Here is a 12889-nt window from a genome sequence, read left to right on the forward strand (position 1 = left end):
ATGACCAAACCTATGCAGAAAGGAATTAGCAAATTTTTCCAGCTTTTCTTTATGTTTTCTTCTGTCATGATAATTTAATCTAGACTGACTAACTTATCCACACTCCAAGCCTCAGGCTTACCATTAAACATTGGTTTGGTTTTAGCCCAAATGCCTTTAAACAAATCGGAATGTCTATAATTCTCTAAATCTGCTTCTGCTTTCCAATAACTATACGTAAAAAAGATATTGGTATTGTGTTTGTCACGATAAAGTTCTAAAAATTCACAACCATCAAAAGCTCTTATGTTTTCTTTTTGAGACTCAAAATTTGATAAAAATTCTTCAATTCTTGAGGGTTCTAAACTTAATTTTACGATTCTTACGAGCATTTTCTAGTATTCAATTTAATCTTAATTCTTTTTTTGTTTTTTCTTAAAGATAGGATACATTAAAATAAAGCCTAATATTAATCCAAATATACTTGAAGTATTTTTTATTGGGTTATCAATAAAACCTAAGAGGTTTACTAATGTAAAAACTATAAATATGAGTCCAATGATTGATATAATTAGGCTTGTAATTGGTTTTTCAGACCAACTTTGTTTTTCATTCATATTATAAAATCTCTTAACTAAATTTTTGCAAAATTAACAGTAACCGTATCCATAACTTTTAATCCCATTAGAGTAGATGCACTTCCTACTGTGGCGTTATCACTTTTATAAACTGCTATTTCCAAATAACCTGATGAATTAAAAACGACTAAACGTTTGCCTTCATCGTAGCGTTTTTCTTCTGGGATATCAAAGTTTATGGCATCACTATATTTTTCGTAGATTTTTTTAAACTTATAGCTTCGAGCAGAAATTTCGTAATCACGAGTTTTCTGTACATCTTCAAAAAATTTACGTTTGATGTTAGTGATCACATTTCCGTAGTTATCAATATAAATGACGCTACCAATAATCTGACTTCGTTCTTCACTAACAAACGGAATCAAATTCTTTATCGGTTTAATTGTCTCAATCACTTTGCCAATGACTTCTAAAGTACCACCACGAGCAATATGACAAGCTACGTTTACAAATACATCTAGCACAGGGAAACTGGTTGCTACACGATCATGGATATTAATCTCTACAATTTTTTGTGGTGCAATTTCTGAGCAAATCATGCTCATAATTCCGTTATTGGCACAAATAAAATAGTGATCGTCTAATAAAACTGCAATATGTTTGTTTTCTGGGTTGAGTTCTGAGTCAATTCCAATCATGTGAATCGTTCCTTTTGGGAAGCTACTATACGCGTTTTGGATGATGTAAGCTGCCTCAGGCACATTAAATGGTGATACAGAATGTGAGATATCAACAATTCTCACATCAGGTAATTCGCTATAGATAGCGCCTTTTATGGATCCAGCGAAGTGATCTTTTTCACCAAAATCGGTTGTTAATGTGATGATTGCCATGTGTTAAGCAAAAGGATTTTAAAGTTGATTACTGCTCATTTTTTTATCCTAAACAAAACTGTTAAAAACTAATTATATTTTAACCTTAAGGTAACCTAAAGAGTAAAATAGTTTAATTATTTTTGGTAGTATAGATGTTGAAATGAGCCTCATTTAGTCTCATCACAAATCTAATAAAACAAAACAGATTAATTAATAATTCTCATCGCTTTTGAACGAACTTATTTTAGAACTAGAAGAAATTTCTCCAAAAGAGTTTTTTGGAGCTGAAAATGCCAACATCGTATTACTCAAAAAATACTTTCCCAAGCTTAAAATTGTAGCCAGAGGAAACAAGATTAAAGCCTACGGAGACGAAGATTTACTCGATGAGTTTGATCGTCGTATGACGATGCTTATGAAGCATTTTGGTAAATATAATAAGTTAGATGAAAATGTTATTGAGCGCGTTTTAACGAGTCAAAGTAGCGATGATTATAACACATCGACAATAAGTGGACAAGCAATAATTCATGGTGTCAATGGTAAAATCATTAAGGCTCAAACCGTAAACCAACGTAAATTGGTGGAGAGCGTGAACAAGAATGACATGGTGTTTGCTATAGGTCCAGCAGGTACAGGGAAAACTTATACTGCTGTCGCTTTAGCTGTTAGAGCACTTAAAAATAAAGAAGTCAAGAGAATTATTTTAACACGTCCAGCTGTTGAAGCTGGTGAGAATTTAGGATTTCTACCAGGAGATTTAAAAGAGAAATTGGATCCATATATGCAACCTTTATATGATGCTCTTCGTGATATGATTCCTGCGGAAAGACTAGCAAGCTTTATAGAGAATGGAACCATCCAAATAGCACCTTTAGCATTTATGCGTGGACGAACTTTAGATAATGCTTTTGTGATTTTAGATGAAGGTCAAAACACAACACATGCGCAAATGAAGATGTTTTTAACACGTATGGGTAAAAGCGCCAAGTTTTTATTAACTGGAGATCCTGGTCAGGTAGATTTGCCTCGTCGTTCAATTTCCGGATTAAAAGAAGCACTTCTCGTATTGAAAAACGTAGAAGGTATAGGTATGATTTATCTAGATGATAAAGACGTAATTCGCCATAAATTAGTGAAGAAAGTCATAGAGGCTTATAAAAGTATAGAGAATAGAGAGTAAAGATTAATTTTTAGGAGCTTATTCCAGCTTTCGGCAGTCGCTCTCTTCGAGGAGCTTCAACAATGCCTCCATTGCGAAGCACTCATTGAAGACAGATAAAAGTAGAGGTGTACTGAAGTAATCTGGGCTAGGGATTAGATAATAATAAATAAAATTGTTCATTCGTGGCAAATCAAGATCATACAATAACAGAATCAAATTTCAATTTCCCAAACCAAAAAAGTGTTTATAAAGGGAAAGTAAGAGCAGTATATAATATTAATGACGAAGAGTTGGTCATGATCGCAACAGATCGTTTATCGGCTTTTGATGTCGTAATGCCAAAAGGTATTCCTTATAAAGGTCAGATTTTGAATCAGATTGCAACGAGCATGATGAAAGCAACTGAAGATTTAGTACCAAATTGGTTAACAGCAATTCCAGATCCTAATGTGGCTGTGGGTTACATATGTGAACCTTTTAAGGTTGAAATGGTGATTCGTGGTTATATGTCTGGTCATGCAGCAAGAGAATATAAAGCAGGTAGACGTTTACTTTGTGGTGTTCCAATGCCAGAAGGCTTGAAAGAGAATGATAAATTCCCTGAACCAATAATCACACCTGCAACTAAAGCAGAAATGGGAGATCATGACGAAGATATTTCTAGAGAAGACATCATTAAAAGGCATATCGTTTCCGAAGAAGATTATTTAGTCCTTGAAGATTATACTCGCAAGCTTTTTCAACGCGGAACAGAAATCGCTGCTTCGAGAGGATTGATTTTGGTAGATACAAAATATGAATTCGGAAAGACTAAAGACGGGAAAATTGTGCTTATTGATGAAATTCATACACCAGATTCTTCTCGTTATTTTTATTCAGAAGGTTATCAAGAACGCCAAGATAAGAACGAACCACAAAAACAATTGTCTAAAGAATTTGTGAGACAGTGGTTAATAGCTAATGATTTTCAAGGTCTCGAAGGACAAATAGTCCCAGAAATGAGTGACGAATATGTCAAAACCGTAAGTGATCGTTATATTGAGCTCTACGAGAAAATTATGGGAGAAGCTTTTGTAAAGGCTGATGTTTCTGATATACAAAACCGTATTGAAAAGAATGTCTTATCATATTTGGGGTAAATAATTTTTTAGTACATCGTATTAGGATTCAAAGAATTCTCAGGAATCTGTTGAATACTATCCCAATGCTCACAAATCTTTCCGTTAGAATCAAATCTAAAGAAATCCATTGTGATGTATTGGTCATTTCCTGGCCAAGTTTGGTGAGTATGCAATGCTACTAAATTATCTTGGGCAATAGAACGTACAAATTCAATAGACTTTTCTGGATATTCTTTTTGCATGCGTTCAAAGTAATCTATGAAACCTTGTAATCCATCTGCAACATCTGGATTATGTTGTATGTATTCATTACCAACATAAGTTTCAACTGCTTTTTTTGGATTGCCTTCATATGCCATTTTGTAAAAACCTATGGCGTTTTTCTTATTTTGTTCTAAATTCATATTTAGTGATTAGAATTAAATTGAGTTACAAAACATAGTTATTAAAAATAGTCTCTAATGCTTTTTCAGGATCATCACATAAACCAGGATGTGTTTTTGAACTTTGAATAATGGTGCTTTTAGATGCTGCTAACCATCTAAACCGATCTGATAATTCGAATTGACCTATCGCTCCTCCATTTGGATAACCATCACAAATTAATTCCCATGCTTTAAGATATTTATTTAAATCATTGATATCTAATTCATCAGAAAAAGCTTTTAGTTTTATTGGGTCGATCTTATATTTGATTCCTATAAATTTTTTCCGTTTAGAAAAAAGAATAACACCTACATTGAAAAATTCTTCACGTTCAACTTTAGGAACAATCCTAATAATAGCATATTCAAAAGTGACTTTATCTTGCATCTTCAGCTTCTTTAACTAATTCATCAATCATATTTAATTTTGCGTTTAAATACGTTTCGTAAGCAGCTCTAATCTCATTTGGAGAAAGTGCATCAGATTCATTTTCTAACCAATCTTCTGGTATTAGTGAGATGATCTCTTTTATTTTATCTTTATTTAGTGTGTTGGTAATATGAGTGGAAGCTTCTTTTAAATTAGCTGCGCTTTTGAGGAGTACGTGATCTTTAATAAGCGGAAATGTTCTTGTGAGATGATTTTCCCATGTGCTCCAGTTATGATGAAAATAAAAGCTAGCTCCATTATCAATCACCCACAATTCTTTATTCCAATATAATAGATTAGTGTTTTTTACGGTTCTATCTATATTACTAATAATACTGTCTAATAAAACTATTTTTGAAGCTGTCATCGCATCTACTTCAAAAACTAATGGGTCATAAGTTATGGCACTTGATAAAAAATGCAGCCCCAAATTAAGACCAACACTAAATTTTAGTAAATCTTGAATTTCCTCATCTGGTTCTGTCTTGCTGAAAGAATCATCTAAATTCATAAATACTAATTCAGGGATTTTTAATCCGATGGCACGTGCTAGTTCTCCACCAAGAAGTTCGGCAATGAGCGCTTTTTTTCCTTGACCAGCGCCTCTAAATTTTAAAACATAGAGAAAACCATCATCTGCTTTTACGATAGCAGGAAGTGAACCTCCTTCTCGCAAGGGGTTTAAATATTGTACAACATTTACTGTTCTAATGTCAATTGTATTCATAATTACTAAAGTAGTAAAAAGTTCTAATTTTTATTTTTGTCTATAAGTTTTCTAACTCCTTTATAAATAAAGGCATTAGTTTTTACATAATAAAATGAAATAAAACATACCACAAGCATAAATACAATGGCACCTATGATTGCTTGTGTTGGGTTTAAGTCTTGATAATAAAAATGTTTGAGTCCAAGTCCTGTAAAGCTCCCAAAAATGATTATAAAATGGATCACATAAATGGATAAGGTTTTTTGTCCGATTTTTCCAATAAGTGAACCTTTTAAAAATGGTTCTGCAGCATAGAAAACGCCTAATAATAACAGCACATTTCCGAAGCGAGTAAAGAGATAATTGTAATAGGCAGAGGATTTAAAAAGCTCGATATCTGTCCAATAATGAAGCTTCATTAAGATGAAAGATGAATATTCTACCAAGATACTTCCAAAGATAAAGAAACTCAAAACCGTCACCAAACGAAACTTATTTCTATGTACATGAGAAAAGAAAACTGTGGCTAGAAATCCGCCAAAAGCAGTAAATCCAAACCAAGGTAAAATGGTGAAAATAGAACCGTTTGATTTGGTCATATAATTTGCGAAAACTATAGGGATATGGCTCAAGTCTAAAGTGCGATATAAAGGTTCTGTCAAAAAGCAAAGACAACCTAAAATGAATAATAGTGCAGAAAGTAGCCTAATGTGTTTCCGAAGTAAAACATAACATCCGATAAGAATGATGAGTGATAAGCCAATGCATTGCAACACATCGACGACAAAAATGTAAGTGTTGAAATCACCATAAAGCCAGCTAAAAATATCGACACGAAGCGCATAGCCAATGCCTATTAAAAGTAATCCTCTGTAAAACCCTTTTTTGATTCTTGGTTTATCGTCACCTTTGTCTTTGGCTTTCAACAAAAGGTATAAAAACACCAATCCAGAAATGGTAAAAAATGTAGGTGCAGTAATGCCTCTAAAGTAGGACCAAATTTGATAAATAATATTAGATTCATCTCTATAAATAGGGTCGAGAAGGGTGTCAATAAAATGGCCTTGAAGCATCATTAAGATGGCAAAAGCACGCACTGCATCAATAAAAAAGAGTCGGTTGGTTTTCAAAAATGATGACTTTGAGAATATAAAGATACTTTTAATTTTTATGTTTGTTAAGTTTAATATCTTAGAACGATTATTTACAAAATATTTATGGAATATATAAACGAATTTGCTAGTAAATTCTCATCATTAGCTTGGGGAATTCCACTTTTGGTATTGCTTATTGGAGGAGGATTATACTTACTCATAGTCTCAAAGTTTTTGCCATTTAGGTTTTTTGGTCATGCCATACAAGTGCTTCGTGGTAAGTATGATAACCCAAATGATTTAGGAGAGATTAGTCATTTTAAAGCTTTAACTACTGCGTTGTCCTCGACTATTGGTATGGGAAATATTGCAGGTGTGGCTTTAGCGATTTCTGTTGGTGGTCCTGGAGCTATGTTCTGGATGTGGGTGAGCGCTATTGTAGGAATGAGTACTAAATTTTTTACATCAACCTTAGCAATTATGTATAGAGGTAAAGATAGTAATGGCGATTTGCAAGGTGGACCAATGTATTTTATAACTGAAGGTTTAGGGAAAAACTGGAAGTTTTTGGCTATTATGTTTTCTTTCTTCGGAATGTTGGGCGCACTTCCTGTCGTTAACGTCAACCAATTAAAACAAGCGATAAATGACATTATTTTAATCCCAAAGGGTGTGGAAGTCAGTTTAGGGAGTAACCTTATTATCGCTGCAGTTTTAGTGATATTCACAAGTATCGTTATTCTTGGAGGATTAAAACGAATAAGTAATATTGCGTCAAAGATGGTACCATCAATGGTAATATTGTATTTCATTCTAGTTTTGATAATTCTCGGAATCAACTATACAGAAGTTCCAAAATATTTTTTATTAATTTTTACAGATGCTTTTGAAGCTAATTTTATAAAAGGCGATGCTGTTTTTGGAGGCATGTTAGGTGCGCTTATTCTTTTAGGAATAAAGCGAGGTGCATTCTCAAATGAAGCAGGAATTGGAACAGCACCAATGGCACATGGAGCAGCAAAAACTAATGAACCAGTACGTGAAGGATTAGTTGCTATGCTAGGTCCTGTAATTGATACTTTGATTGTGTGTACGCTAACTGCTTTAGCTATTTTAGTGACAGGTGTTTGGGAGACTACATCAGATAATGGAGTGACGTTAACAGCATCTGCATTTCAAAATGCAATGCCTGGTTACGGACAATATTTACTAATGATTTGTGTATTCATTTTTAGTATTTCGTCATTATTCTCTTATGCTTACTACGGAACAAAATGTACGTCATTCCTCATTGGAGCAGATAAAAAGCACTATTATAATTACCTTTATATCCTCAGTATTATTTTGGCAGCGACAGCACCTTTTGAAGCAATGATAAATTTTATTGATGGTATTTTTGCGTTTATGGCAATTCCAACGATGTTAGCAACGATTATTATGGCTCCAAGAGTTGTAAAAGAGATTAAGGCATATAAGCAAAGGATGAAGAATTCCTAAAATTTGGTAATGGAAGTTTTAAACTGTTGAGGCGTCATGAGCTCCATTTTTTTAAATTGCCTGTTGAAGTAACTTGTGTTATTAAACCCAGACTTGAAAGCAATTTCAGACATTCTAAAATCCTTAGATTCTTTAATTAACTTTTTTGAAAATTTTATCTTTTCAGAATTAATATAATCAATAGGAGAGATGCCTAATGTGTTTTTAAACTGCTTATGGAAATGAGACGTACTCATGTAAGCTTTTTTTGCTAATTGGTCAACTGTAATATCTTTATTGGTAAGATTCTCTTTAATGAATTTGATTACGGTACCAATTCTTGTATCATTAAAAACTTGATCTTGATTGGCTAATATTAAAGACTTAGCCTTGGTTTGTAGTAATCTTACAATAAGCTCTTGTATCATTAAATCTAATAAAACATCTTTAGATTTACTGTTGTTAGTAAACGTGTATGTTAAACGTTCTACTAGGTGATTAACATCTGTATTATTAATTAAATGAGAGGTGTTTGCGTCTAAATCCCAAGTATTGTTTTCATTTTCAATGCTAACAATTCTATTAAAACTCTCTACGACTTCTTCTATTTTAGTAGCGTCTATTCCTAAAGCTAAGCATTGTGTTGGATCGTTTTGTGTTGCTAAAGGGAAATCGATAACCATTTCTTTATTAGTTGGCATAACTACAGATTCTCCAGGAAAAAAATCAAAAGAAGGAATACCATCAATATGCATCACTTTTTTTCCGGTAAGCATACTTGCAATAATAGGAAAGTCGAATACCAAAGCTACTTTTTCTGCAAAAGCATGAGTCTCATAGATGTTTAGTTCAGCATATTCAGCACTATAAACTGTTCTGTTTTCAACTAATGTTGAAAGCTTTCTGTGGCTTTTATGTTGATTTAATAATTGACTCATACACAATATTACAAAATTATTACCTCATACTTATTATATAATAGATATGTTCAACATTATGATAATTATGTTCAATTGATTTCGGATTTGATAAAATACCTTTATAAAAATTATCTATTTAATAATGTGGAGCATAAAAAGTTAAGGATTTAATAAATCACTCTTTGGTTTTTTAGTTTTTGATTTATAGGTAGATAGTTAGTTTAATCACTTAAAAAAAAACATACACAAATGAGTTATTCAAAACCTAAATTTAAAGAGAAATATGGCAATTTTATAAACGGAAAATTTGTAGAACCCATAGGTGGTCAATATTTTGAAAACACATCTCCAATTGATAATAGTTTAATTGCAAAATATCCACGTTCTCAAAAAGAAGATGTAGAATTAGCTTTAGACGCAGCCAACGCAGCAAAAGAAGCTTGGGGAAATACTTCAGCAACAGAAAGGTCAACCTTATTAAATAAAGTAGCAGATATTATAGAAGCTAATTTAGAAGAGTTTGCATTAGTTGAAACATGTGATAACGGAAAGCCAATTAGAGAAACTCTAACTGCAGATATTCCTTTAGCAGTTGATCATTGGCGTTATTTTGCAGCTTGTATTCGTTCGGAAGAAGGAAGCGCAACAGAATTAGACCAGAATACCTTATCCATGAATATAAAGGAACCGTTAGGTGTTATTGGTCAGATTATCCCATGGAATTTCCCATTATTAATGCTATCATGGAAATTACCACCAGCTTTAGTAACAGGTAACTGTGTGGTTTTAAAACCTGCGGAACAAACGCCTGCAAGTGCAACATTATTAATGGAGAAGATTGCAGATGTGTTTCCTCCGGGAGTTGTAAATATTGTGCATGGATTTGGTCCAGAAGCAGGAAAACCTTTAGCTTCTAGTGCAAAAGTGGATAAAGTAGCCTTCACAGGAGAAACGACAACAGGTCAATTAATTATGCAATATGCTTCTAAAAACCTTAATCCTGTAACTATGGAATTAGGAGGGAAGTCACCTAATGTTTTCTTTAATTCAGTCATGGATCATGACGATGCTTATTTAGATAAAGCTATTGAAGGAGCAGTTTTGTTTGCTTTTAATAAAGGGGAAGTATGTACGTGTCCTTCTAGATTATTAGTACAAGAAGATATTTACGATGCTTTTATGAAGCGTGTAATTGAAAGAACAAATGCAATAATTCAAGATAACCCTTACGATGTTAACACTATGCTTGGAGCACAAGCGTCTAACGATCAATATGAAAAAATACAATCGTATTTTAAAATTGGTAAAGAAGAAGGTGCAAAAGTATTAACAGGAGGAGAAGCTAATAAACTAGAAGGTAATTTGGCAAATGGATTTTATATTAAACCAACTATTTTAGAAGGTCATAATAAAATGAGAGTGTTTCAAGAGGAGATTTTTGGACCAGTGCTTTGTGTGACTAAATTTAAAGATGAAGCCGAAGCCTTAGAGATTGCTAACGATACACTTTATGGTTTAGGAGCAGGAGTTTGGACAAGAGATGCGCATCAATTATATCAAATACCAAGAGCTATAAAAGCGGGTCGTGTTTGGGTGAATTGCTATCATGCATATCCTGCACATGCACCATTTGGAGGTTATAAAAAATCTGGATTTGGTAGAGAAAATCATGTGATGATGCTTAATTATTACCGTCAAACTAAGAACATGTTAATCTCTTATGATAAAAACAAATTAGGTTTCTTTTAGAGATTTGTTGATTAATAGTGCTAAAGGCTGAATTATCTTAAAATTTAGCCTTTTTTAATAACTTTATATTATGGAAAGAATAGCAATTACAGAAAAAGCAACGAAAGTTTTAGAGCAACTAAAAGCAAAACATGGCGACTTGATTTTTCATCAAAGTGGAGGATGTTGCGATGGTTCTGCGCCTATGGTTTTTGAAAAAGGAGATATGTATTTAGATGAAAGTGATGTGCTTTTAGGAACATTAAATGATGTTAATTTTTATATGAATCAAGATCAATTTGAATATTGGAAGCACACACACCTAACAGTTGATATTACAGAAGGTCGAGGAGCTAGTTTTTCATTAGAGATTCCTTTAGGGCTTCGATTTTTAATTCATTCTAGATTATTAACTAAAGAAGAAGAAGCTTTTTTTAATGCCTAACACAAATTGATATAGCTATCTGTATTTTCATTTTAATAATTTAAGCTCTAATAATCATTTGTATTCTTGATTTTAGAGCTTTTTTTATTGATAATGTTTAAATTTTTAACATTATGATTTAATTTATATTGCTAAATTGATATATTTATGCTAAATTAATATATATGACTGTAGATTTATGCCCTAATTGTGGATCAGACCATTACATCAAAAGCGGAATAGTCAATAAACGACAGCGTTATAAGTGTAAAAAATGCAATTATTTTTTTTCAGTAAATAAGATAGGGAAGAAGATAGACGACTACTACGTTAATAAGTCGTTACAGTTGTATTTAGAAGGACTCACTTATAGAGAGATTGAACGTATTTTAGGAATCTCCCACGTTAGTATCATGAATTGGGTTAAAAAATACAATATCAAACGTCCTTATAACTCAAATTATCATCCAACATATAAGATTTTAAATGCTTCGGAATTAGGAGTTTATTTTAGTAACGCAGAAAATATAAAAGGTGCAGGTGTCGTCGTTACTGAGTTAGGAGATAAATTTATGTTAATTAAGTGGGAGCGTTTTAAAGATTAGTATAATAAATTAACAGAAAAATATATTAGTTTTCTTTTAACACATTGTTTTTAAGAGCTTAGTAGTGCACACAAAACCAATTATTACTAACTAATCCTTTAAACAATGAGAAAACAAACCCTTTTATTGGCTGGACTCTTTTTAATGTCCTTTCAATTTATGATTGCTCAAGGCTCTCCAGATTATGATGGAGGACTTAAGTTTAAATTTAACGAAGATGGTTCTAAATATCTTCGATTGATTTCTTGGGCTCAAGTCCAAGCGAATTATAACACAGACGACACATTTGATGCCAACGGAAACGAGAACAGTAAATTAAATTTCAATTTACGTCGTGCTCGTATATTAATGTTTGCACAAATCAACAAAGACTTTTTAATCGTAACCCACTTTGGATTAAATAGTTTAACAAGTTCTACATTAAGTCCAACAGGAAAAGGAGATGGTTCTCAACTCTTTTTTCATGATGTTTGGGCACAATACAATTTAGGTAAAGACCACACAGTTGGTGGAGGTCTACACTACTTTAATGGTATTTCTAGATTAAACAATCAAAGTACGCTTAACATGATGACCTTAGATAACAACCGTCAATCTTGGGCAACTATTGGTTTATCAGATCAGTTTGCACGTCACTTAGGTGTCTTTGTAAAAGGTAAATTTGATAAACTTCAATATCGTTTGGCGATCAACGATGCTTCGGTATCATCTTTAGATGGTCGTACAGCTGTTGCTGGTGGAGATGCTGTTTATAATGGACGTGCTAATCTAGGTTCTAAGGATGCAGGTAAAACATACGCTGGTTATTTTGATTATAATTTCTTAGATCAAGAATCTAACTTTCTGCCTTACAAAGTGGGCAGTTATTTAGGTGGAAAAAAAGTATTTAATGTTGGAGCAGGTTTCTTCCTACATCCAAAAGGATCGGTAATAGATACAGGTACTGCTTTAGCTCCAAAATTAGAAGGTGAAGATGTTTCAATATTCGCAATAGATACTTTTTACGATGCACCATTTGGAGATAATGGAAGTGCTATTACTGCATATGCAGTATTTCAAAGTAATGACTACGGAAAAAACTATTTATATAGCGCTTACGGAACAGGTAGCATGGTTTATGGTCATGTAGGGTACGTTTTTAAAGGCGATACAGCAAAAACAAGATACCAACCTTATGTAAGTTATGGTTCGCATAGTTATGATGCAGTAAGTGATGACAGATCAACATTAGGCATTGGTGTAAATGCTTATATGAGCGGACACAATTCGAAATTAACTTTAGAATATAAAAATGAACAATTTGGAGCTTTAGATGCAAATACCATTTCGCTTCAAGCTATGATTTATCTATAAAAACTAA

Annotated in this window: 14 protein-coding genes; 7 read left to right on the top strand and 7 right to left on the bottom strand. The window is 32.8% G+C overall.

Features of this window, described 5'->3' with window-relative positions:
* Positions 1-74 precede the first annotated feature (74 nt).
* Both IM744_RS09185 and IM744_RS09190 read right to left on the bottom strand, forming a co-directional pair.
* A complete protein-coding gene (locus IM744_RS09185) occupies positions 75-371 on the bottom strand; it encodes a putative quinol monooxygenase (RefSeq protein ID WP_194507831.1) in 297 nt (98 codons plus the stop codon).
* Between the two features lie 242 nt (positions 372-613).
* Positions 614-1450 (bottom strand): SAM hydrolase/SAM-dependent halogenase family protein, encoded by an 837-nt coding sequence (locus IM744_RS09190; RefSeq protein WP_194507832.1) that lies wholly within the window; start codon positions 1448-1450, stop codon positions 614-616.
* 211 nt (positions 1451-1661) lie between these two features.
* Between IM744_RS09190 and IM744_RS09195 the strand changes: the two genes are divergently transcribed.
* Positions 1662-2615 (top strand): PhoH family protein, encoded by a 954-nt coding sequence (locus IM744_RS09195; protein ID WP_194507833.1) that lies wholly within the window; start codon positions 1662-1664, stop codon positions 2613-2615.
* A 164-nt stretch (positions 2616-2779) separates the two neighbouring features.
* On the top strand, positions 2780-3736 hold the full coding sequence (locus tag IM744_RS09200) for a phosphoribosylaminoimidazolesuccinocarboxamide synthase (protein ID WP_194507834.1): 957 nt from the start codon (positions 2780-2782) through the stop codon (positions 3734-3736).
* Positions 3737-3744: 8 nt separating this feature from the next.
* On the opposite strand, the gene IM744_RS09205 is transcribed toward IM744_RS09200, so the two are convergent.
* From IM744_RS09205 to IM744_RS09220, 4 genes are read right to left on the bottom strand one after another with little or no spacing between them, the layout of a single operon-like run.
* The gene (locus tag IM744_RS09205; protein ID WP_194507835.1) at positions 3745-4122 is read right to left on the bottom strand and encodes a nuclear transport factor 2 family protein; all 378 of its coding nucleotides are present in this window, start codon (positions 4120-4122) and stop codon (positions 3745-3747) included.
* A gap of 25 nt (positions 4123-4147) precedes the next feature.
* Positions 4148-4531 carry a DUF3037 domain-containing protein gene (locus IM744_RS09210; RefSeq protein ID WP_194507836.1) on the bottom strand — a complete coding sequence of 128 codons (384 nt, stop codon included), beginning with the start codon at positions 4529-4531 and terminating at the stop codon, positions 4148-4150.
* Positions 4521-5300 carry a HipA family kinase gene (locus IM744_RS09215; RefSeq protein ID WP_194507837.1) on the bottom strand — a complete coding sequence of 260 codons (780 nt, stop codon included), beginning with the start codon at positions 5298-5300 and terminating at the stop codon, positions 4521-4523. The genes IM744_RS09210 and IM744_RS09215 overlap by 11 nt, the downstream gene beginning before the upstream one ends.
* 23 nt (positions 5301-5323) lie before the next feature.
* Complete coding sequence (locus IM744_RS09220) at positions 5324-6412, bottom strand: heparan-alpha-glucosaminide N-acetyltransferase domain-containing protein (RefSeq protein ID WP_194507838.1); 1089 nt, start codon at positions 6410-6412, stop codon at positions 5324-5326.
* 87 nt (positions 6413-6499) lie between these two features.
* On the opposite strand from IM744_RS09220, the gene IM744_RS09225 reads away from it, so the two are divergent.
* Entirely contained in the window at positions 6500-7873 is a 1374-nt protein-coding gene (locus IM744_RS09225) for an alanine/glycine:cation symporter family protein (protein WP_194507839.1), read from the top strand.
* Here IM744_RS09225 and IM744_RS09230 read toward each other — a convergent pair.
* Entirely contained in the window at positions 7870-8790 is a 921-nt protein-coding gene (locus tag IM744_RS09230; protein WP_194507840.1) for an AraC family transcriptional regulator, read from the bottom strand. The genes IM744_RS09225 and IM744_RS09230 overlap by 4 nt on opposite strands.
* Before the next feature lie 231 nt (positions 8791-9021).
* Between IM744_RS09230 and IM744_RS09235 the strand changes: the two genes are divergently transcribed.
* The 4 genes from IM744_RS09235 (at position 9022) to IM744_RS09250 (ending at position 12882) form a co-directional block, all read left to right on the top strand.
* Positions 9022-10521: an aldehyde dehydrogenase family protein gene (locus tag IM744_RS09235; protein ID WP_194507841.1), complete on the top strand. Its 1500-nt coding sequence runs from the start codon at positions 9022-9024 to the stop codon at positions 10519-10521.
* A 70-nt stretch (positions 10522-10591) separates the two neighbouring features.
* Positions 10592-10945, top strand: a complete 354-nt coding sequence (locus IM744_RS09240) for a DUF779 domain-containing protein (protein ID WP_194507842.1) — start codon at positions 10592-10594, stop codon at positions 10943-10945.
* A gap of 164 nt (positions 10946-11109) precedes the next feature.
* A complete protein-coding gene (locus tag IM744_RS09245) occupies positions 11110-11529 on the top strand; it encodes a transposase-like zinc-binding domain-containing protein (protein ID WP_194507843.1) in 420 nt (139 codons plus the stop codon).
* A 105-nt stretch (positions 11530-11634) separates the two neighbouring features.
* Positions 11635-12882: a hypothetical protein gene (locus tag IM744_RS09250; protein WP_194507844.1), complete on the top strand. Its 1248-nt coding sequence runs from the start codon at positions 11635-11637 to the stop codon at positions 12880-12882.
* The last annotated feature ends 7 nt before the right edge of the window (positions 12883-12889 follow it).

The sequence above is a fragment of the Psychroserpens luteus genome, assembly GCF_015319355.1.
Classification (GTDB): Bacteria; Bacteroidota; Bacteroidia; order Flavobacteriales; family Flavobacteriaceae; genus Psychroserpens; species Psychroserpens luteus.